This window comes from Hydrogenophaga defluvii, from assembly GCF_042665235.1.
Lineage (GTDB): Bacteria > Pseudomonadota > Gammaproteobacteria > Burkholderiales > Burkholderiaceae_C > Hydrogenophaga > Hydrogenophaga defluvii_A.
The window spans coordinates 89,139-108,956 of the sequence record NZ_JBHTBZ010000068.1 but is presented as its reverse complement, the minus strand read 5'-3'; the positions used below and the strand labels follow the sequence as shown (position 1 = coordinate 108,956).

Below are 19,818 nucleotides of genomic sequence, written 5' to 3'. Positions count from 1 at the left end.
CATGAGGTCGTAGAAGCGGTCCACCAGGGCACGCACACGCGTCTCGCCGCCCACCCACTCGAACGGTGTGGTCGCGGCTGCCACGTTGGAAGAAGGGTTCTCGGTGTTCATCACGTTGGCGCCTTGCGCAGGGTCTCCACCACCGGGGTGCGCAGCACGCTGCGCAGGCCCCACCAGCCGGCCGCCAACGCCAGCAAGGCACCCGCCACGGCGCCGCCCAACGGCACCCAGGGCGAGGCGGTCCAGGCGAATTCAAACACGTAGCGCGCCAGCGCCCAGCCGACGACAACGGCCACCACCGAGGCCAGGAAACCCGCCAACAGACCCACACCGACCAGTTCGGCGCGTTGCACCTGCCGCAGCAGCTTGGAGGGGGCGCCCACAGCGCGCATCACGGCGAATTCGCGCTCGCGTTCGCTGCGGGTGGCGGTCACGGCGGCGAACAGCACCACCAAGCCAGCGGCCAGGGTGAAGCCGAACAAAAACTCCACCGCGCGTATGACCTGGCCCAACACCCGCTGCACCTGGGCGATGGTGCTGCTCATGTCCACGTTGGTGATGTTGGGGTAGGTGCGCACCAGCGCGTTGTCGAAGCCTGGTGTGTCGGGCGCGCGGAAGGCGCTGATGTAGGTCAGTGGCACGTCGCTCATTTGTGCCACCGGGTACAGCACAAAGAAGTTGACGCGCAGCGAACCCCAATCGACCTTGCGCAGGCTGGTGATGCGCGACTCGATGCGCTGGCCGGCCATGTCGAAGGTGATGCGGTCGCCCAGCTTGAGGCCCAGTTCCTCGGCCAACCCTTCTTCCACGCTGGCACCGCCGGCTTCGTCGGGTGTCCAGCGCCCGGCCACAATCTCGTTGTGCGTGGGGCGTTCTGCGCTGTGTGACAGGTTGAACTCGCGGTCCACCAGGCGCTGGGCGCGGTCTGTCGTGAAGTCTTCGGGCACCACGTCCTTGCCGTTGATGGCCACCAGCCGGCCCCGGATCATGGGGTACCAGTCGAACTGGTTCACGCCACCTTGGCGTAGGCTGGCCTGGAAGGGCTGGGCTTGCTCGGGCTGAATGTTGATGACAAAGCGGTTGGGCGCATCGGGCGGCGTGGCCTTTTGCCAGCTGCTGATGAGGTCGGTGCGCAGCAACACCAGAAGCACCAGGGCCAACAGGCCCACCGACAGCGCACTCACCTGCACCACCGCATAAGCGGGACGGGCGGCCAGCTGGCGCGTGGCCAGGCGCAGCCAGCGCGGCGCGGTGGCTTCGTTGACGCTGGCTCGCAGCAGGCGCACCGCCGCGTAAGAGGCCACGGCAAAAATGGCCACCGCCACCGCAAAACCGCCCACAGCGATGAGTCCCAGCGTGAGGTCGCGGCTGGCCGCCAGCAGCAGCGCGGCAAAACCCGCCGCGCCCAGCGCCAACACGGCCAGCGAAGCGGGCTTGAGCTGGCCCACGTCGCGGCGGATCACACGCAGCGGCGGCACTTGCGCCAGTTGCAGCACTGGCGGCAAGCCAAACGCCAACATCAACGTGAGGCCCATGCCGAGGCCAAACAACACCGGCCAAACGCTGGCTGCGGGCAAGGCCGCGTCCACGAGCCCGGCCAGCAAGACCACGAACACGAAGTGCACGGCAAACCCCAACGCCACGCCGATGGCACTGGCCGCCAGGCCCACGGTGACGAACTGGAAGGTGTAAGCCCGCGCCATGGTGCCCTGCGACAGGCCCAGCACCCGCAGCATGGCGCAGTCGTCCAGGTGGCGGGCGGCATAACCGCGCGCGGCAATGGCCACGGCCACGGCACTCAGCAAGGCGGCCAGCAGGGCCACGAGGTTGAGGAATTTTTCGGCCCGCTCCAGCGTGCGCTGCATCTCGGGGCGACCGCCTTCCAGCGACTCCAGCCGCATGCCGCGCACATCGGGCTTTTTCAGCTCAGCCTCGGCCCATGCCGTGTAGCGCCGCACGGCGGCGTCTTCGCCGGCCACCGCCAAGCGGTAGCTCAGGCGGCTGGCGGGTTGCACCAGGCCGGTGGCCGCTAGGTCGGTGGTGTTGAGCATCACACGCGGCGCAAAACTCATGAAACCGGCGCCCCGGTCGGGCTCGACCACCAGAATGCGCGCGATGCGAAAACCGCTGTCGCCCAGCAGCAGGGTCTGCCCCATCTGGAGGTTGAGCGCATCCAGCAGCGCCGCGTCGATCCAGACCGTTCCGGGCACGGGAATGTCAGCGGTGGCCACATCGGGCTGGCCCGGCGCGTCGGCGGTGCGCAGCCGACCACGCAAGGGATAGCCGCCTTCCACCGATTTGAGTGCCACCAGACGCGCGGCGCCCCCTTGCGCGTCGTCGGCCCGGCCCATGGTGGGAAAGCTCAGCGTCGTGACGGCACGCAAACCCAGCGCAGACGCCTGGGTCAGAAACTGCGGTGGCACCGGGTGGTCGCTCTGCACCACCGCATCACCGCCAATGAGCTGGCGCGCATCGCGCTGCAAGCCACCTTGCAGGCGGTCGGCAAAAAACCCCACGGCTGTGAGCGCGCCCACGGCCAAGGCCACCGCCACGATGAGCAGCCGCAGTTCACCCGCCCGCAGATCACGCCACAGCGCGCGCCAGCCAAGTTGCCAGAAAGAAGGGGGTTGATGCGTCATGCCCGAACCTTACCGCAGAAGGAACAACCCGACGAACGCGGGGGAGTCATCCCGGTGCACCCGTGGATCCGGCTCTGCCGGTCCACCGGGTGCGCCCCCTTGAGGGGGGATCGAGCTACACGCAGTGAGCGAGAAACGGGGGTGGGCTTACTTCGTGCCGAAGATCCGGTCGCCGGCATCGCCCAGGCCGGGGACGATGTAGCCGTGGTCGTTCAAGCCCCGGTCCACCGCCGGGGTGTACACCGGCACGTCGGGGTGGTGGTCGTGGAAAGTCTTGAGGCCCTCGGGGCAGGTCACCAGGCACACAAAACGGATGGAGCGCGGCTTGGTCTGCTTGAGGCGGTCCACAGCGGCCACAGCGGAGTTGCCGGTGGCCAGCATGGGGTCGAGCACAATCACATCGCGCTCGTCCATGCCACTGGGCATCTTGAAGTAATACTCCACCGCCTGCAGGGTTTTCGGGTCGCGGTACAGGCCGATGTGGCCCACGCGCGCGTTGGGCACCACCTCCAGCATGCCATCCAGGAAACCGTTGCCGGCCCGCAGGATGGACGCCAGGACGATCTTTTTGCCATCGATCACGCGGGACTTCATGGTCTCCAGCGGGGTCTCGATTTCGATCTCCTGCATGGGCATGTCACGCGTGACCTCGTAGGCCAGCAGGGCGCTGAGTTCGTGCACCAGCTGGCGGAAGCTTTTGGTGCTGGTGTCTTTCTGGCGCATCAGCGTGAGCTTGTGCTGCACCAGGGGGTGGTCGATCAGGTGGACTTGTCGTGTGCTCATGGCGGCCTCGCAGGTGGGCCGACGAGTTTAAGCCAGCCGTGGCGGCACCGCGTCCATCAGCAGGCGCTGTGGGTGCGTGAAACACAGGAAACGCTTGTTGGTTGCGCGGCCAATGGCACACAGGCCCACACGCTGCGCCACCTCGAGCCCCATCTGGGTGATGCCGCTGCGCGAGACCACCACCGGCACACCCATCTGAGCAGCTTTGATGACCATTTCGCTGGTGAGGCGCCCGGTGGTGTAAAACACCTTGTCAGCGCCCACCATATCGACCGGGTCTTGCAGCGCCATCCAGCCGGCGATGCTGTCCACCGCGTTGTGGCGGCCGACGTCCTCCACAAAACTCAACAGCTCAGCGCCACGAAACAGCGCGCAGCCGTGCACCGAACCCGCCGCCTTGTAGGTGCTCTGCATCTGGCGAATGGTCTCGACCACGCCATACAGCTCCGACTGGCGCAGCACCGCCCCCTCGGGCAGCTGGATCTTGTCCACATCGTCCATCAGTGCGCCAAACACGCTGCCTTGCCCACAACCGGTGGTGACCACCCGTTTGGCGGTGCGCTCCTCGATGCGATCGATGCCGTGGCGGGTTTTGACCGAGGCCGCGCCCACGTCCCAATCGACGGTGATGGAGTCGATCTCTTCGGCCGACGCCACGAGTCGCTGGTTCAGCAAATAGCCCAGCACCAGCCACTCAGGGTGACCGCCCAGTGTCATGAGCGTGACCAACTCGCGTTTGTCCACGTAGACCGTGAGGTCGCGCTCGGCGGGGATGGAGATGGTGTGGGTGTCACCGAATTCGTTGCGCACCTCGATGGCTCGCGTGAGCGGCACACGCGCCTGGGTCAGGCGGGGCAGGTCACGCGGGGTGAGGGCGGCAACCGAATCGGGCAGGCGTGCGTTCATGCGCGCAGGGTATCAGGACTTCTTGGCGGGCGCCGCAGCGGGTGCGGCGGCAGGGGCGCCCGTGAACGGCCCCGGATCCACACAAGCCGGCGCTTTGTCAGACGGCTTGGTGGCCTTGGCGCCCGCGGTCTTCACGTAGTTCGCCACGGCAGCGTCCATGGACTTGCAAAGCTTGAAGCCATCGACCTTCGCGGCGTGAGCGGCTTTGGCCTTGGCTTCTTCGGCCTTGGCCTTGGCGGCGTCGTCCATGGGCGGGGGCGCCGGCAGCTTGGCTTGGGCGCTCAGGGCCACGGTCATCAGGGCGATCAAGAGGATCGGTTTCATGCGTGTGCTCCGAAAGAGGTGTGTCAGGCCTTGGCCACTTGCCCAGACGCGCCACCAGAAGGCGCGCTGCGCTGCGCGGGGATCTTGCCGGCCTTGATGTCGTCGTACCAGAGTTCGTGGTGTTCCTTGGCCCAGGTCTCGTCCACATAGCCGGTCTTCATGGCTTTGTAGGCGCCACTCATGCCGATGGTGCCCATGTAGATGTGGCCCATGAACATGGCCATCATCACCAGCGCGGCGGCAGCGTGGATCATGTGGGCGATCTGCATGTCGCTGCGGAAATAGGCCAGGCCAGGCACCAGCTTGTCGAGCACAAGGCCAGAACCCACCACAATGAGACCGAACAGGAACACGCCACCCCAGAACAGCACCTTCTCACCCGCGTTGAAGCGGTGTGACGGCACTTCGTGCCCGCCCAGCAACCCGCCGCCTTTGAGCAACCAGGTGATGTCTTCCTTGGCCGGCAGGTTGTCCTTCACGAACGTGACGATCACCACCAGCAGCGACACCGCAAACAGCGGACCGACAAAGTTGTGCAGGTTCTTTAGCGCGTAGGTCAGCCAACCGAACAGCGTGGTGCCAATGACGGGCAAGATGAAAAACTTGCCGAAGGCCATGACGATGCCCGAGACCGCCAAGGCCACAAAAGCAAACGCGTTGGCCCAGTGCGCGGCCCGCTCGAAAGCGGTGAACCGCTCGATCTGCCGCCCCGTCTCAGCGCCGTGCAATTGCAGCGTGCCTTTGCGCCAGTAGAACAGGCCAATGGCCAGCAGCACGATCAGCAGCAACGAGCCGCCGTAGGGAATGAGCCAATGGTTGCGCACCTGGCGCCAGGCCTCGCCCGCGTTGGTCAGGCGCGACCCCGGGTACTGCACAAAGGGCTGGATCAAGGTACCGTACTCGGCGTACGGGAAGTTGGTCACGCCGGTGCTGCCCTGCCCCACGGCACGCCACATGGGCGCGTTGTTGCCCGGTTGCACCTGGGCACGTTCGGCGTTGGTTTGTTTCTCGTAGTTGGGGTCGGTGGCGGCGTCGGGCGCCACCTCAAAGATGTTGGCGCTTTGAACGCCCGCCACGCCGGGCGCGGCGCTGGGCGAGGTCTGGGCACTGGCGCCCAGCGAAGCCAGCCCCAACACCCCCGCCGCCAGCCAGCCCACCCATGTGCTTGTGTGGTTCATGCGGCGCTCCTTCACTTGGCGGTGCGGGTGTATTCGTTTTGGCCGTATTGGGCGCGTGCCTTGAGCTGCTGCTCCCAGCTGCCCTTGTCGCCGGCCGTCCAGCCAGTGTGGGCATATTGGCTCTTGCCAACGCCGGTGTACGGGGCCTGGTCGCTTTTGACGCCACCCATGGCCTGCGGTTGTTCGCCGCAGCCGGTCAAGGCCAGCACAGCGGTGGCGGCAAACGCCAGCGAAAAGTGACGCGTGTTCATGACTTGGCTCCGTTGGTTTGTGCGCCCGGCTTGCTGCCGTAGGCCGTGCCCCAGCCCCACACCTCAGCGCCTTTGCCACGCTGAATCACGCGGGTGCGGAAGATGTCGGCGACCACGTCGCCGTCGCCGGCCAGCAGGGCCTTGGTCGAGCACATCTCGGCGCAGGCCGGCAGCTTGCCTTCGGCCAGGCGGTTGCGGCCGTATTTTTCGAACTCGCTCTGGCTGCCGTGTTCCTCAGGGCCACCGGCGCAGAAGGTGCACTTGTCCATCTTGCCGCGCACACCAAACGTGCCCTGCGACGGGAACTGCGGCGCACCGAACGGGCAGGCGTACGAGCAGTAGCCACAGCCGATGCACACGTCCTTGTCGTGCAACACCACACCTTCGTCGGTGCGGTAGAAGCAGTTGACCGGGCAGACCGCCATGCAGGGCGCGTCGCTGCAGTGCATGCAGGCCACCGAGATGGACTTTTCACCAGGCACACCGTCGTTGAGCGTGACCACACGGCGGCGGTTCACGCCCCAGGGCACCTCGTGTTCGTTTTTGCAGGCGGTGACGCAGCCGTTGCATTCGATGCAGCGCTCGGCGTCACAGATGAATTTCATTCGAGCCATGTCTGTGTCTCCTTACGCTTTTTCGACGTTGCAGATCGTCGTCTTGGTTTCTTGCATCATGGTCACGATGTCGTAACCGTAGGTGGTGGCGGTGTTGATGGCTTCACCGCGCACCACGGGCATGGCGCCGTCGGGGTAGAAAGCCTTCATGTCCTGGCCCTGCCAGCGGCCCGAGAAGTGGAAGGGCAGGAACACGGTGTCGGGGCCCACACGCTCGGTCACCAGCGCCTGCACATTCAAGCGCGCGCCGGTGGGGGTGCTGACCCACACCCGTTCGCCGTTGCGGATGCCACGCGCAGAAGCGGCTGCCGGGTTGAGTTCGACAAACATCTCCTGCTGCAGCTCGGCCAGCCAGGGGTTGGAGCGGGTTTCCTCGCCACCGCCCTCGTACTCGACCAAGCGGCCCGAGGTCATGATGAACGGGAATTTCTCGTGCAGCTTGTCCTCCACGTTCTTGGTCTGCAGCGACTTGTAGAGGATGGGCAGGCGCCAGCGGTTCTTCTGGTCGTCGTGGCTGGGGTACTTGGCCACCAGGTCGGGACGCGTGCCGTAGATGGGCTCGCGGTGCTGCGGGATGGCGTCGGGGAAGTTCCACACGACGGCACGCGCCTTGGCGTTACCAAACGGGTGGCAGCCGTGGTTCTTCATGAACACCCGGATCTGGCCTCCCGACGGATCGGTCTTCCAGTTCTTGCCTTCGGCAGCGGTCTTTTCGGCGTCGGTGAGTTCGTCCCACCAGCCCAGCTTCTTGAGCAGCACGTGGTCCAGCTCAGGGTAGCCGGTGGTGATGTCGGCGCCCATGGAGTGCGAGCCGTCACCCGCCAGCAGGCTCACGCCTTCGCGCTCCACACCAAAGTTGGCGCGGAAGTTGCCGCCACCGTCCATCACGTGGCGCGAGGTGTCGTACAGGTTGGCGGTGCCCGGGTGCTTGAGCTCGGGCGTGCCGTAGCAAGGCCAGGGCAAACCAAAGTAGTCACCGCTCATGTCGTAGCCGGTTTCCTTGTCCACCACCGAGCCTTTGCACTTGAGCGTCTTGACGTCAAACGCGTGCATGTTGCGCATGTGGGCCTTGAGGCGCTCCGGGCTCTGGCCGGTGTAGCCAATGGTCCACACACACTTGTTGATCTCGCGCAGGATGTCCTCGACCACGGGCTCGTCCATGCCCTTGACCTGCTGCATCTTGTAGTTCTTGCAGAGCTCCTTGTCGAAGCCCAGCTTCTGCGCGAACTGGTACATGATCATGTGGTCGCTGCGGCTCTCCCACAGCGGCTCGATGACTTTCTCGCGCCATTGCAGCGAACGGTTGGACGCGGTGCACGAGCCGCTGGTCTCGAACTGCGTGGCCGCCGGCAACAGGTACACCGCGCGCTTGGGGTTGAGGTCTTCGGGCTTGCCCGGCATGGCGGCCATGGCGGCCGTGGCCGAAGGGTAGGGGTCGACCACCACCAGCAGGTCCAGCTTGTCCATGGCCCGCTTCATTTCCAGACCACGCGTTTGCGAGTTGGGCGCGTGGCCCCAGAAAAACACACCGCGCAGGTTGCTGGTCTGGTCGATGGCCTCGTTGTTCTCCAGCACACCGTCGATCCAGCGCGACACCGTGATGCCGGGCTTTTCCATCATGCCTTCGGCGTATTGTTTCTTGATCCACTCGTAGTCCACGCCCCAGGTGGCGGCGAAGTGTTTCCACGAGCCGGCGGCCAGGCCGTAGTAGCCGGGCAGCGAATCGGGGTTGGGGCCGACGTCGGTGGCGCCCTGCACGTTGTCGTGGCCACGGAAGATGTTGGTGCCGCCACCGCTTTTGCCCACGTTGCCCAGGGCCAGCTGCAGGATGCACGAGGCCCGCACCATGGCGTTGCCAATGGTGTGCTGCGTCTGGCCCATGCACCACACGATGGTGCCAGGGTTGTTGTCGTGCAGCATCTTGGCGACCTTGAACATCTGGTCTTCCTTGACGCCGCAGGCCTCTTCCACCTTGTCGGGTGTCCACTTGGCCAGCACGTCGGCTTTCACCGACTCCATGCCATAGACGCGGTCGTTGATGTACTGCTTGTCTTCCCAGCCGTTCTTGAAGATGTGGTACAGCAAACCGAAGAGGAAGGGGATGTCGGTGCCGGAGCGGATGCGCACGTACTCGTCGGCCTTGGCCGCGGTGCGTGTGAAGCGCGGATCGACCACGATCATCTTGCAGCCGGTTTCCTTGGCGTGCAGCATGTGCAGCATCGAAACAGGGTGCGCCTCGGCGGCGTTGGAGCCGATGTACAGAGCGACCTTGCTGTTCTGCATGTCGTTGTACGAGTTGGTCATGGCGCCGTAGCCCCAGGTGTTGGCCACACCGGCCACGGTGGTGCTGTGGCAGATGCGCGCCTGGTGGTCGCAGTTGTTGCTGCCCCAGAAGCTCACGAACTTGCGCAGCAGGTAGGCCTGCTCGTTGTTGTGTTTGGACGAGCCAACGAAGTACACGGAGTCGGGGCCACTCGCGGCCTTCAACTCTTTCATCTTCTCGGTAATCTCGTTCAGGGCGGTGTCCCAACTGATGCGCTGGTACTTGCCGTTGACCAGTTTCATTGGGTAGCGCAGGCGGTACTCGCCGTGGCCGTGTTCACGCAAGGCCGCGCCCTTGGCGCAGTGGGCGCCCAGGTTGATGGGCGAGTCGAACACCGCCTCCTGGCGCACCCAGACGCCGTTTTCCACGATGGCGTCGGTGGCACAGCCCACCGAGCAATGGGTGCAAACGGTGCGTTTGACCTCGATCTTGCCGGTGCCGTCAATGGAGCCACCGGTGGCCGCTTTGGCCTTTTTCACCAGCGTGAGCTGGCTGGCCGCAAGGCCCACACCCAGCCCCAAGCCAGAGCGACGCAGAAAGCTGCGGCGGTCCACCGTGGGCAAGGCGTTCTGCAAGCCACGGCGCAGGCTGTGCACAAATGCGGTCGAGCTGGAGCCCGCGCCGCCGGAGGTTTTTTTGGTCAGCAACATGGTGTTGATCTCCTCGCCCGCAGCGTCAGATGCGGGTGGTTTTGTAGTACTGCTTGACGTGTTCCGTCAGGGTGTAGCCACCGCCACGTTCGGGCTTGGGCAAAACGGGCGCGACCTGGGCTTCAAGCTCGGGCGCGCTGGGCAACAAGGTGGCTGCGGCGGCCACGGCACCCAGGGTGCCGGCGCCGGCAAACAGGGAACGGCGGTTGAGCGAGCGGGGCTGGGCCGGGTCGGGTTTTCGCATGCGTGTCTCCTGGATGTGCGTGAGCAGCCACACGCAACCTCACGTATGGCTTGGCATTCATAACACCGTGAACTGTAGTGCGCCAGCGATCCGATTGCACGGGGAACTTGTCGCGCGACGCCGCAGCGTCGGGATTGATGCGCTGCAACAAGAGCAGACGTGAAAAAACGGGCACGCGCTAAGCAATTCACAGGCCAGGCCCACCCAAGCACCCCATCGCCAGGGCGTGGCCCATGTCGCGCCAACCAACCGCCAGCTTGTCGCGCACACCGCGACAATTTGTCGCGTTTGCACGGCGTGGTGGGTTGTGGGGATTTCGCCAATAGCCGAGTGATTCACACGGATACCTCCGTAGAATCCAGCGCCGTGGCAACCCTCCCCTATCCCCTTGGCACCGACAGAACCGCCGACGGCTGGCCCAACTGGTCCATCCTCGTGGTGGACGACGAACAGGGCATGCGCCACTTCCTGGTCAAGACGCTGGCGCCACGTTGCCACTTTGTGGAAAGCGCAGGCAGCGCCGAAGAAGGTGAAGCGCTGCTGCGCGAACAGCACTTCGACCTCATCGTGCTCGACATTTCGCTGCCCGGCAAAAACGGCGTGGCCTGGCTCAAGGAGCTGCGCGAGCAAGGGTTCTCGGGTGAGGTCATTCTGATCACCGCCTTCGCCGACCTGGACACCGCCATCGAGGCGCTGCGCGCGGGCGCTTCCGACTTCATCCTCAAGCCCTTTCGGGTGCCACAAATCCTCAACGCGGTCAAACACAGCTTCGAGCGCGCCCGCCTGGCGCGCGAGAACTTCGTGCTCAAACGCGACTGCAGCCTGCGCCGCAGCGAGAGCTCGTCGCTGGTCGGCGAGTCGCCCGACATGGCCCGCCTGCGCGACGCGATCAACCGCCTCGCGGCGGTCAACAGCACCGTGCTGCTGCAGGGTGAATCGGGCACGGGCAAGGAGCTGGTGGCACGCGAGCTGCACGCCCGCAGCGCGCGCGCCAACGGCCCCTTTGTGCCATTGAACTGCGCCTCGGTCTCGCCCGAGCTGATCGAAAGCGAGCTGTTCGGCCACGCCAAAGGCGCCTTCACCGGCGCCACCCGCTCGCGCGACGGGCTGTTTTACTACGCCCAGGGCGGCACCCTGTTTTTCGATGAGGTGGCCGAGCTGCCGCTGTCCATCCAGGCCACCTTGCTGCGCACCATCGAAGACCTGCACATCCGCCCCGTGGGCAGTCAGCAGCTGGTGCCGGTGGACGTGCGCATCGTGGCCGCTACCAACCGCCGCCTGGCCGACGAAGTGGCCGCCGGGCGCTTCCGTGCCGACCTGTTCTACCGGCTGCAGGTGGTGGACCTGAGCCTGCCGCCGTTGCGCGACCACAAGCCCGACATCCCCGCGCTGGTGGCCCACTTCATGGGCGAGTTGTGCCCCGCCCTGGGCCTGGAGCCCATCGCCATCAGCGAGGACGAACAACGCTTCCTGTCGCAATACGACTGGCCCGGCAACGTGCGCGAATTGCGCAACCTGATCGAACGCTCGCTGATTCTGGGGCAGCTCAACGTCTCGGCGCTGTACCCGCAACTGCCCAGCACGCCGTCAGCGAATGCCCCCGTGACCGATCTGCACACCATGGAAAAACGGCACATCCAAAGCGTGCTGGAATCGGTGCAGGGGGACAAGACCAAGGCCGCGCAATTGTTGGGCGTGTCGCGTCGCACGCTGGAGCGTCGCGTGGCCGAGTGGCAAAGCGCATGAACTTCTGGCGCAGCCCTGCGTGGCTGGCCGCCTCCATCCGCCACAAGCTGCTGGCCATGGCGCTGCTGCCACTGGCCGTCGTGTTTCCGCTGCTGGTGCTCGCCCTCACGCTGTGGAGCAACGTGGCCTACGACCGCCTGATGATCACCAAGGTGCGCGCCGACCTGGCGGTGGCACAGGGCTACTTCGAACAGGTGCTCAGCGAAGTGGGGTCGGGCACCTGGGGCGTGGCGGCATCCCACGCGCTGGTGCGCGCGCTGGCGGAACAGCAGCCCACCGACACCCTGCTGGCGCAGGAACGCAACCGGCTGCGGCTGGACTTCCTGAACTTCTACCCCACCGGCAGCCCCACGCTGCCGCCGGCCCTGGCGGCCACGTTGCCCGGCGGCGCCATGCCACAAAGTGCTGCCCGCCTGGTGTTGTTGCCCCCCGAGACCATGCGGCAGATCGCGCCCGCAGTGGCTGACCGGCTGCGCATCCCGCTGGTGCCGACGCGCAACGCCACCCCCACCGAACGCAGCATTGAAGACCGGGCCATGGTGATGGTGTCCACCCTGCCGGTGCGTGACGACGCCGGCCAGCTGCTGGGCGTCCTCAGCGGTGGTCTGATGCTCAACCAGAACCTGGACTTCATCGACCACATCAACCGCATCGTCTACCCCGAAGGCTCGCTGCCCTTTGGCAGCCAAGGCACCGCCACCCTGTTCCTGGACGACGTGCGCATCACCACCAACGTGCGCCTGTTCCAGGACCAGCGCGCCGTGGGCACACGCGTGTCAAAGGCGGTGCGCGACGCGGTGCTGGGCCAGGGCCAGACTTGGCTGGACCGCGCCTTTGTGGTCAACGACTGGTACGTGAGCGCCTACCAGCCGCTGCTCGATGCCGACGAGCAGCGCATCGGCATGTTGTACGTGGGCTACCTGGAACAACCGTTCCGCTGGATGCGCTACGCGATGGTGGCCGTGATCGGCCTGATCTTTCTCGCGGTGATGGCCGCGGCCGCCGTGTTCTCGGTGCGCTGGGCGCGCAGCATCTTCAAACCCGTGGAGCAGATGAACCAGACCATGCGCCGGGTGGAGTCGGGTGAGTCGAACGCGCGCGTGGGCGCGGTGGCGGCACGCGACGAAATCGGCGCCTTGGCGGCCCACCTCGACGAGTTGCTCGACACCATCGACGACAAGACCCGTGCGCTGCAGGCCTGGGCCAACGAGCTGGACCTCAAGGTGGCCGAGCGCACGCGCGAGCTGGCCGCCAGCAACGCTTCGCTGCGCCAGGCACAGCAGCAACTGGTCAAGAGCGAAAAACTCGCCGCCATCGGCCAGCTCACCGCCAGCATCGCCCACGAAATCAACAACCCCATCGCGGTGATGCAGGGCAACCTGGACCTCATGCGCGAAACACTGGGCGCACAAGCCGAACCGGTGCGGGCCGAAATCCAATTGCTGGACCAGCAAGTGGAGCGCATGCGCCTGATCGTGACGCAACTGCTGCAATACGCCCGCCCCACCGAATACGCGGGCTACGTGGAAACGCTGGACACCCGGCAGACAGTGGATGCCTGCCTGGTGCTGGTGAGCCACCTGCTGCACCAGCGGCGCATCAGCGTCACCCGCGATTGCGGCGCCACCCAGCGTGTGGGCTTCAACCCGCAGGAACTGCAACAGGTGGTGATCAACCTGCTGATCAACGCCATCCAGGCCATGCCCGAGGGTGGTGAACTGACACTGGAAACGCGCGATTGGTTGGACGACCAGGGCCAGCCCCAAGGGGCCGTGATCTCGGTACTGGACCAGGGTCCCGGCCTGAGCGACGCCGTGCGAGATCGCCTGTTCAGCCCCTTCTTCACCACCAAAAACGATGGCAATGGCCTGGGCTTGTGGATCAGCCTGGGGCTGGTGGAACGCTACGGCGGCAAGCTCGAAGCCGACAACCGCATGGATGGACCCGGCGCCGCGTTCCGCATCCGCCTGCTGACCGAACCGATGGCGCCGGCCGAAGCCAACGCACGCACCGGCGATGGCCGGCCCGGCGCCTTGTGATCAGCCTCGCAGCGCGGCGTTGAGCTGATCGACCACTTCCGCCCAATCGGCATCCACCAGCAGTTGCTCGCGCAACAGCGTGGCCTGGGCCGGGGTCCAGAACGGTGCCTCGGCCAGCAACACATCGGCCGACAGCGGCGAATGGCGCTGGATGAAGGTGGCGATGCCCGCCGGGTCGGCCGGCAGGCCAAGCTGGGCGAACAACTCGCTGAAACGGTGGTGGTTGGCTTCCATCATCTCCTCCGATCGGTTCAGGTCAACATGTCAAAGCCCTGTGCCTCGACGCTGAAGAACGCCCGCGTGAAGCCGGCCAGGGCACCGTAGAAGCGCGCTTTGGGATGGGCCTCCAGCGCGTCGCACAAGGCCATCACCCAGGGCTGGAGGTGGGTGGTGAAGAAGGCCTGCTGGCGGGTGAGGTTGGAGACCTCGACATCGTCGCCAGCGATGAGGAAACGCATGACCTCGCACAGGTAGGCGATGTGGTCTTCGGTTTCGGGCATGGCCTCGTCGCGCGTGAGGCCCAGCGCGGCCAGATCGCCGCGCAGCGCGGCCAGCGGTTTTTCGTTCAAAAAACCGCTCAGGTGGTGGGAGCCAAACAGCTGCACTTCGGGTTTGCCCAGGCCACCGAACAAGGCGTCGAACTCATCGGCCACGGCCTGGTCGCTGAGTTCGCGTGTCCGGCCCACCAACTGGCGCCAGCTTTCTTCCAGAAAGGCGCCGCTCGCCGGTGCCTCGGTCACGGCCACACGGATCTGCGCCAGCAACTCGGCCGGAGGCGGCGCGTAGTACAGGGCGGCCAACAGGCCGTAGACCTCGGCGCGGGCGGTTTCTTCGTCCAGCGCGCTGCTGGTGGGGGGTGGCAGGCTCATGGCGGGGTCACAGGTCGGTGATGCGGGATTCGTTGGTGGCGGTGTGCAGGTCAATCACGCGGCAGTCGCCACACATTTTGAGGCGCTCCAGCGCTGCGCCCTGGAACATGCTGTGCCCGGCCAGACGGCCCAACATGGCCTCCACGCCCTTGAGCGTGCCAAAGGGTTTGCCGCAGCGGATGCAGCCGTAGGGCTGGGCTTCGTTGAGCACACGCGGCTGCTTGCGCGCATCAAGGGGCAACAGGCGGGCCTGCAGTTGCAGGGCGTCCTCGGGGCAGGTCTTCACGCACAGGCCACATTGCACGCAGTTCTTCTCGGTGAAGCGCAGTTGTGGGCGGTCGGGGTTGTCGAGCAGCGCACTGGCCGGGCAGGCGCTCACGCAACTCAGGCACAGGGTGCACTTGTTCGCATCCACCAGCACCTGGCCCAGAGGCGAGCCGGCGGCGGGCAAGGCAATCGGCGTCTCGTTGCGCTGGGGCGCGTGGGCCATGAGGTGGTCCAGCGCCAGCTCCAGCGTGGCGCGTTTTTCGGCCTGCACCGCAAACGCAGCGGGCACGGACACAGTGGCGGCCGGCGCGGCGCGCAGGTCGGCGTCGAGGGTGGCCAGATCGCGCGCATCGCGGGCGTGCAGCAGGCGGAAATGTTCACCCGCGTAGCCCAGGCCTTGCAACAAGGCATTGCCAATGGCCATCTGCTCACCCAACGCACGCAGGTAGTCGGGTGCCTCTTCGCCGGTAGCCAGCACCCACACCTGGCTGGCGCCCCAGGCCTTGGCGGCCAGCCAGACCTCCAGGCCCAGACTGGCGGTGTGCCAGCCGGCCAGCGGCAGCACGCGCGCGGGCACGCCGTTGATCGACTTGTCGAGGCTGGCCGCGCGGCCCAGGTCGCTGATCAGCGCGGACCCAGCCTGCTGGCTGTGGAACAGCACCGCAGCGGCCTTGCCACCGGCCTTGGTGTAAGCCGACACCAGGGTGCGCACGCGCCGGCCCTGGTCGGGCGCGCTCGGGTAGTGGTAGCTCAACGCACCGGTGGGGCACACGGTGGTGCAGGCGCCGCAGCCCACACACAGGTAGGGGTTGACCTCGATTTGGTTGCGCTTGGCGTCGCTGTCCAGGCGCGACTGGATGGCCGAGGCCGAGCAGATGTCCACACACGCATTGCAGCCGAGTTGTTCGTTGCGCCCGTGAGCGCAAAGTTTGGCCTTGTACTGGAAGAACTTGGGCTTTTCGAACTCGCCCACCAGCTCGCGCAGCTTGAGCAGGGCGCTCAGCTGCGCCGTGGCATCTGCACTGGTCGGCAGGTGGAAGTAGCCCTGGGGCAAGGCGTGCTGGGTGAAGGCGGGTGCGTCGCGCAGGTCGAGCACGAGGTCGAAGCGCTCGCTGTGCTCGGTGGCGTCGCGACCGAACTGGATGGCGCCGGGCGCGTCGCAGACTTTCACACAATCGCGATGGGACTTGCAGGCGTTCAGATCGATCTGGTAATCCAGCCCGATGGCGCCTTCGGGGCAGGCCGACACGCAGGCGTTGCAGCGGGTGCAGAGGTCGAGGTCGATGGGGTTGTCGGTGGCCCAGCTCACGTCAAAGGCGCCCAGCCAGCCACTCACGCGCGCAAGGCGCCCAGCCATGACCGGGTATCGGCGCGCCTGCATGCCAGCGCCGCCGGTGGCGAACAGGCTGACCTGCAGCGTGTCGGCCACCTGGGCGGCCAGGGCCTCAGCGCGCTCCAGCGGACCGATCACCAACAGCCGGCCGGCGCTTTTGTAGGTGGCCGTGGGCACCGGCTCGGGCTCGGGCAGGCGGGCTGCGGCCAGCAGCGCGGCCATCTTGGGTGTGGCCTGTTGGGCTTCGCGGCCCCAGCCGCCGGTCTCGCGCAGGTTGACGAAGTGGATGGGCCGCACGTCCAGCGGTGGACTGCCTTCTGTCTGCTCAGCGAGTTCAACGAACAGACGGCTTTCCTGGGTGCACGCCACCACCAAGTCGTCGCCGCCGCGGGCGGCCTGTTGAAAGGCGGGCGCCTCGCGCCGGCACAGCGTGGTGTGTTCGGTGAGCGTTTCGCCCAGGGCGCGGCCCAGAGCGGGCACGTCCAGCGGCATGGTGCGGTTGCAGTTGCAGATCAGCGTGGTCATGCGGGGGGCCCATGGGGCTCGGTCGGTTCCGTGGGAGGGGGCAGGTTGTCGGCAGCGGTTTGCTCGGGCAGCTTTGCGGACGCTGCCTGAGAGGGCACCTGAGGTGCATCCTGAGGGGCTGCCTCGGGCGCTTGCTCAGGTGCATCAAACACCTTCATGAATTGCGCGCTGGTGAGCTTGCGCGCCAATGCCAGCGGCAGCGGATCGGGTTTGCTGTAGTCGTCGATGTAGATGTCCAAACCGTCCATCACGTTGAAGTGGGGATCGGCAAACAGTTTTTTCACGGCGGCGTTGCGCACATCGGGCGCCACGTCACGCGCCACAAAGCGGCTGAAGTCGGACGCAGGCGTCAGGGCCTCGGTGTCTTGCAGGGTGGGTGCCGGTGGTGCGGCGGGCACCACTTCGGTGGCAGGTGTGTCGGCGGGCGCAGGCGCCACGGCGGGCACCGCAGCGGGCGCGGTGCGGCCCTGGGTGCCCACGGTGGGCGCCAAGGGGCGCAAGGGCGCGATTGGCGTCGGTGTCGGCTCTGGCACGGCCTCACCGCCTCGCACCTGCGCCTTGCGGCGCGACCAGCGCGAGAAAAAACCGTCGTCGGTGCTCATGCCGTTGCCGCCGTGCGGGGGCGGTCGGCACGGGCCCAGGCGGCGTCCAGAAAGGCTTGCATCACCGGGCCGCTGTCGAGCAGGCCTTGCAGCGCTTCGTCCAGGTTCAGGTGAAATTCCGGGTGCCATTGCACGCCCAACACAAAACCGGGCCCGGCATGGCGGATGGCTTCGATGACGCCGTCTTGCGGACAACGTGCTTCCACCACCAGACCATCGCCCAGACGTTTCACGCACTGGTGGTGGATGCTGGTGATGCGGTGTGGCAGTGGGGCCGGGTACAGCGTAGCCAGCAGGGAATCCGGCTCAAAAGCCACGTCGTGCATCAGGCGGTCATAGCGGGCGGTGTCCTGGTGCAGGGTGGCGCCCTCGCAATCGGAGGGGATGTCCTGCATCAGCGAACCGCCAAAATACACGTTGATGAGTTGGGCGCCCCGGCACACCCCGAGCACGGGTTTGCCCGCCTCGATGAAGCCGCGCAGCAAGGCCAGCTCGTAGCGGTCGCGGATCGGATCGCCGGCCCAGTCCGGGTGGCGCAAGGCCTCGCCGTAGGTTTCGGGGCAGATGTCGATGCCACCCTGCAGCACCAGCCCGTCGAGCAGCTCCACCATCTCTGCCACCGGGGCGCGGTTGACCAGTTGTGGGCTGGCTTCGTCCACGAACGGCATCATCAGTGGGATGGCGCCGTGCGCCATGATCCAGTGCGCCATGGAGCTTTCGAGAAACTGCAGGCGTTTCTGCGGCAGGCCCAGGCCGGCGGGTGGCTCGTGCAACAGGCGCGCCGAAATCCCGATGCGAAGTGTCATGGCGCCGCGCCTCCCCGACCCTGCCCTGGTACCAACCCTGGCCCCTGTCCACCGGGTTTGAGCTTGTCGGTAGAGATGCGGGCAGGCTGCCCGAAGCGGTCGGTGAGCGGGCGGAAGCTCTCGGGCCGCTTGCGACGCTTGGCCTCGGGCTGGTAATGCTCGGCCACAAAAGCGCGCAGCCACGCCACCATGTCGGCGTTGGCGGGCACCTGGTCCACGCGCTCCTGCGCGTCCAGCCAGCGGCCGGCGTCGGTGTAGCTGAGGGTGACGATCTGTGGCGCGGGCAAGGCCTCGGGCGCCCCACTTTCATCGGGCCGCCACATCACCCACACGGCCGGGCGTTCGGTGGAGAGGTTGAGAAAATGCCCTTCGACATCGTCGCGGTACAGCTCGATGCGAAACCCCGGGAACACCCAATGCTCGGCCCCATGGGCCTCACCGCCCTGGGTGTCTTCAATGCGCTGAACGGTGGTGACCTCGTCAGGCAGCCCCAGCTCGGCCTGGGGCACCACGTCGGCCAAAACCCAGCGCCAGGGCATCCATCGTGCCTGCGGGCCGGCCACCGGCTCGCGCCGCATCACCACGGCGACAGTGAGGGTTGGGCGCTCGGCCATGGTGTGGCTTTCAGGTGTCCTTGGACACCTTGATGGTGGGGAACTTGCTGGAGAAGTCTTTGGCCTTGGCCGCGATCTTGATGGCCACCTGGCGCGCCACGGCCTTGTAGAGGCCAGCCACCTCGCCATCGGGATCGGCAATCACGGTGGGACGACCGCTGTCGGCCTGCTCGCGGATCTGCATCTTCAGCGGCAGCGCGCCCAGGTAATCCATGCCGTATTCCGCCGCCATCTTCTTGCCGCCGTCGGCACCGAAGATGTGCTCCACATGGCCGCAGTTCGTGCACACATGCACGGCCATGTTCTCGACGATGCCCAGGATGGGCACACCGACCTTTTCGAACATCTTGATGCCTTTGCGCGCATCGAGCAGGGCGATGTCCTGCGGCGTCGTGACGATGACGGCGCCGGTCATGGGCACACGTTGGCTCAGGGTCAGCTGGATGTCGCCGGTGCCCGGTGGCATGTCCACGATCAGGTAGTCGAGGTCTTTCCAGTTGGTCTGGCGCAGCAACTGCTCCAGCGCCTGCGTGGCCATGGGGCCACGCCAGATCATGGCCTCGTCCTTGTCGATCAGGAACCCGATGGAAATGACCTGCACGCCGTAGTTCTCCAGCGGCTCCATGGTCTGGCCGTCCACACTTTCGGGCCGGCCTTCGATGCCCATCATCATGGGCTGGCTGGGGCCGTAGATGTCGGCATCCAGAATGCCCACGGTGGCACCTTCGGCGGCCAGCGCCAGGGCCAGGTTGACGGCGGTGGTGCTTTTGCCCACACCGCCTTTGCCCGAGGCCACGGCAATGATGTTCTTGACACTGGGCAGCAACTGCACGCCGCGCTGCACGGCGTGGCTGGTGATCTTGGTGGTCACGTTGACGGAAACGTTCTCCACGCCCTGCACGCTTTTGGCGGCGGCGATCAAGGCTTTGCGGAAGCCCGGAATCTGGCTCTTGGCCGGGTAACCGAGCTCGACGTCGAAGGACACGTCGCCGTCCTGCACCTGCAGGTTCCTGACGCACTTGGACGAGACGAAATCCTTGCCGGTGTTGGGGTCCACCACGCCCTGCAGGGCGTCCTGGATGTGCTGCGCTGTGATCGCCATGAA

The 19,818-nt window shown here is 66.1% G+C and carries 18 protein-coding genes and 1 pseudogene; 2 read left to right on the top strand and 17 right to left on the bottom strand.

Annotated features, from left to right (window positions below; translation table 11 throughout):
- From ACFQU0_RS18895 to ACFQU0_RS18850, 10 genes and pseudogenes are all read right to left on the bottom strand, one after another.
- Positions 1 to 111 (bottom strand): annotated as a pseudogene (locus ACFQU0_RS18895) (globin); the annotation flags it as partial.
- A complete protein-coding gene (locus ACFQU0_RS18890) occupies positions 111 to 2,639 on the bottom strand; it encodes an ABC transporter permease (protein WP_382203312.1) in 2,529 nt (842 codons plus the stop codon). The pseudogene ACFQU0_RS18895 and the gene ACFQU0_RS18890, both read right to left, overlap by 1 nt.
- A gap of 147 nt (positions 2,640 to 2,786) precedes the next feature.
- Positions 2,787 to 3,422: a uracil phosphoribosyltransferase gene (gene upp / locus ACFQU0_RS18885; RefSeq protein ID WP_382203310.1), complete on the bottom strand. Its 636-nt coding sequence runs from the start codon at positions 3,420 to 3,422 to the stop codon at positions 2,787 to 2,789.
- A gap of 27 nt (positions 3,423 to 3,449) precedes the next feature.
- Positions 3,450 to 4,328 (bottom strand): formate dehydrogenase accessory sulfurtransferase FdhD, encoded by an 879-nt coding sequence (locus ACFQU0_RS18880; protein WP_382203308.1) that lies wholly within the window; start codon positions 4,326 to 4,328, stop codon positions 3,450 to 3,452.
- A gap of 12 nt (positions 4,329 to 4,340) precedes the next feature.
- Entirely contained in the window at positions 4,341 to 4,652 is a 312-nt protein-coding gene (locus ACFQU0_RS18875) for a hypothetical protein (RefSeq protein WP_382203306.1), read from the bottom strand.
- A gap of 23 nt (positions 4,653 to 4,675) precedes the next feature.
- A complete protein-coding gene (locus tag ACFQU0_RS18870; protein WP_382203304.1) occupies positions 4,676 to 5,830 on the bottom strand; it encodes a formate dehydrogenase subunit gamma in 1,155 nt (384 codons plus the stop codon).
- An 11-nt stretch (positions 5,831 to 5,841) separates the two neighbouring features.
- The gene (locus ACFQU0_RS18865; RefSeq protein ID WP_382203302.1) at positions 5,842 to 6,081 is read right to left on the bottom strand and encodes a hypothetical protein; all 240 of its coding nucleotides are present in this window, start codon (positions 6,079 to 6,081) and stop codon (positions 5,842 to 5,844) included.
- A complete protein-coding gene (gene fdh3B, locus ACFQU0_RS18860; RefSeq protein ID WP_382203300.1) occupies positions 6,078 to 6,695 on the bottom strand; it encodes a formate dehydrogenase FDH3 subunit beta in 618 nt (205 codons plus the stop codon). The genes ACFQU0_RS18865 and fdh3B overlap by 4 nt, the downstream gene beginning before the upstream one ends.
- A 12-nt stretch (positions 6,696 to 6,707) precedes the next feature.
- A complete protein-coding gene (locus ACFQU0_RS18855) occupies positions 6,708 to 9,668 on the bottom strand; it encodes a formate dehydrogenase subunit alpha (RefSeq protein WP_382203298.1) in 2,961 nt (986 codons plus the stop codon).
- Between the two features lie 25 nt (positions 9,669 to 9,693).
- Positions 9,694 to 9,912, bottom strand: coding sequence for a formate dehydrogenase (locus ACFQU0_RS18850; RefSeq protein WP_382203296.1), 219 nt, complete (start codon positions 9,910 to 9,912; stop codon positions 9,694 to 9,696).
- A gap of 366 nt (positions 9,913 to 10,278) precedes the next feature.
- Between ACFQU0_RS18850 and ACFQU0_RS18845 the strand changes: the two genes are divergently transcribed.
- Both ACFQU0_RS18845 and ACFQU0_RS18840 read left to right on the top strand, forming a co-directional pair.
- A complete protein-coding gene (locus tag ACFQU0_RS18845; protein ID WP_382203294.1) occupies positions 10,279 to 11,658 on the top strand; it encodes a sigma-54-dependent transcriptional regulator in 1,380 nt (459 codons plus the stop codon).
- Positions 11,655 to 13,697: a sensor histidine kinase gene (locus ACFQU0_RS18840; RefSeq protein ID WP_382203292.1), complete on the top strand. Its 2,043-nt coding sequence runs from the start codon at positions 11,655 to 11,657 to the stop codon at positions 13,695 to 13,697. The genes ACFQU0_RS18845 and ACFQU0_RS18840 overlap by 4 nt, the downstream gene beginning before the upstream one ends.
- Here ACFQU0_RS18840 and ACFQU0_RS18835 read toward each other — a convergent pair whose 3' ends face one another.
- The 7 genes from ACFQU0_RS18835 to apbC are packed head-to-tail and all read right to left on the bottom strand — an operon-like array spanning position 13,698 to position 19,815.
- On the bottom strand, positions 13,698 to 13,931 hold the full coding sequence (locus ACFQU0_RS18835) for a DUF2789 domain-containing protein (protein WP_382203290.1): 234 nt from the start codon (positions 13,929 to 13,931) through the stop codon (positions 13,698 to 13,700).
- Positions 13,932 to 13,948: 17 nt separating this feature from the next.
- Positions 13,949 to 14,566, bottom strand: a complete 618-nt coding sequence (locus ACFQU0_RS18830; protein WP_382203288.1) for a TorD/DmsD family molecular chaperone — start codon at positions 14,564 to 14,566, stop codon at positions 13,949 to 13,951.
- A 7-nt stretch (positions 14,567 to 14,573) separates the two neighbouring features.
- Positions 14,574 to 16,691: a 4Fe-4S binding protein gene (locus ACFQU0_RS18825; RefSeq protein WP_382203286.1), complete on the bottom strand. Its 2,118-nt coding sequence runs from the start codon at positions 16,689 to 16,691 to the stop codon at positions 14,574 to 14,576.
- Positions 16,688 to 17,293 carry a DUF3306 domain-containing protein gene (locus ACFQU0_RS18820; RefSeq protein WP_382203284.1) on the bottom strand — a complete coding sequence of 202 codons (606 nt, stop codon included), beginning with the start codon at positions 17,291 to 17,293 and terminating at the stop codon, positions 16,688 to 16,690. The genes ACFQU0_RS18825 and ACFQU0_RS18820 overlap by 4 nt, the downstream gene beginning before the upstream one ends.
- A complete protein-coding gene (locus ACFQU0_RS18815; RefSeq protein ID WP_382203282.1) occupies positions 17,290 to 18,099 on the bottom strand; it encodes a gamma-glutamyl-gamma-aminobutyrate hydrolase family protein in 810 nt (269 codons plus the stop codon). The genes ACFQU0_RS18820 and ACFQU0_RS18815 overlap by 4 nt, the downstream gene beginning before the upstream one ends.
- Positions 18,096 to 18,713: a DUF3305 domain-containing protein gene (locus ACFQU0_RS18810; RefSeq protein ID WP_382203280.1), complete on the bottom strand. Its 618-nt coding sequence runs from the start codon at positions 18,711 to 18,713 to the stop codon at positions 18,096 to 18,098. The genes ACFQU0_RS18815 and ACFQU0_RS18810 overlap by 4 nt, the downstream gene beginning before the upstream one ends.
- A gap of 10 nt (positions 18,714 to 18,723) precedes the next feature.
- Entirely contained in the window at positions 18,724 to 19,815 is a 1,092-nt protein-coding gene (apbC, locus tag ACFQU0_RS18805; protein ID WP_382203278.1) for an iron-sulfur cluster carrier protein ApbC, read from the bottom strand.
- Positions 19,816 to 19,818: the final 3 nt, after the last annotated feature.

Bases quoted from the DNA above. Each gene is read 5' to 3' on its own strand.
- ACFQU0_RS18820 (WP_382203284.1), bottom strand. From the start codon at position 17,293: ATGAGCACCGACGACGGTTTTTTCTCGCGCTGGTCGCGCCGCAAGGCG.
- ACFQU0_RS18810 (WP_382203280.1), bottom strand. From the start codon at position 18,713: ATGGCCGAGCGCCCAACCCTCACTGTCGCCGTGGTGATGCGGCGCGAG.
- ACFQU0_RS18850 (WP_382203296.1), bottom strand. From the start codon at position 9,912: ATGCGAAAACCCGACCCGGCCCAGCCCCGCTCGCTCAACCGCCGTTCC.
- ACFQU0_RS18840 (WP_382203292.1), top strand. From the start codon at position 11,655: ATGAACTTCTGGCGCAGCCCTGCGTGGCTGGCCGCCTCCATCCGCCAC.
- ACFQU0_RS18870 (WP_382203304.1), bottom strand. From the start codon at position 5,830: ATGAACCACACAAGCACATGGGTGGGCTGGCTGGCGGCGGGGGTGTTG.
- ACFQU0_RS18855 (WP_382203298.1), bottom strand. From the start codon at position 9,668: ATGTTGCTGACCAAAAAAACCTCCGGCGGCGCGGGCTCCAGCTCGACC.
- ACFQU0_RS18865 (WP_382203302.1), bottom strand. From the start codon at position 6,081: ATGAACACGCGTCACTTTTCGCTGGCGTTTGCCGCCACCGCTGTGCTG.
- ACFQU0_RS18875 (WP_382203306.1), bottom strand. From the start codon at position 4,652: ATGAAACCGATCCTCTTGATCGCCCTGATGACCGTGGCCCTGAGCGCC.
- fdh3B (WP_382203300.1), bottom strand. From the start codon at position 6,695: ATGGCTCGAATGAAATTCATCTGTGACGCCGAGCGCTGCATCGAATGC.
- ACFQU0_RS18880 (WP_382203308.1), bottom strand. From the start codon at position 4,328: ATGAACGCACGCCTGCCCGATTCGGTTGCCGCCCTCACCCCGCGTGAC.
- ACFQU0_RS18815 (WP_382203282.1), bottom strand. From the start codon at position 18,099: ATGACACTTCGCATCGGGATTTCGGCGCGCCTGTTGCACGAGCCACCC.
- upp (WP_382203310.1), bottom strand. From the start codon at position 3,422: ATGAGCACACGACAAGTCCACCTGATCGACCACCCCCTGGTGCAGCAC.
- ACFQU0_RS18830 (WP_382203288.1), bottom strand. From the start codon at position 14,566: ATGAGCCTGCCACCCCCCACCAGCAGCGCGCTGGACGAAGAAACCGCC.
- ACFQU0_RS18835 (WP_382203290.1), bottom strand. From the start codon at position 13,931: ATGGAAGCCAACCACCACCGTTTCAGCGAGTTGTTCGCCCAGCTTGGC.
- ACFQU0_RS18890 (WP_382203312.1), bottom strand. From the start codon at position 2,639: ATGACGCATCAACCCCCTTCTTTCTGGCAACTTGGCTGGCGCGCGCTG.
- apbC (WP_382203278.1), bottom strand. From the start codon at position 19,815: ATGGCGATCACAGCGCAGCACATCCAGGACGCCCTGCAGGGCGTGGTG.
- ACFQU0_RS18825 (WP_382203286.1), bottom strand. From the start codon at position 16,691: ATGACCACGCTGATCTGCAACTGCAACCGCACCATGCCGCTGGACGTG.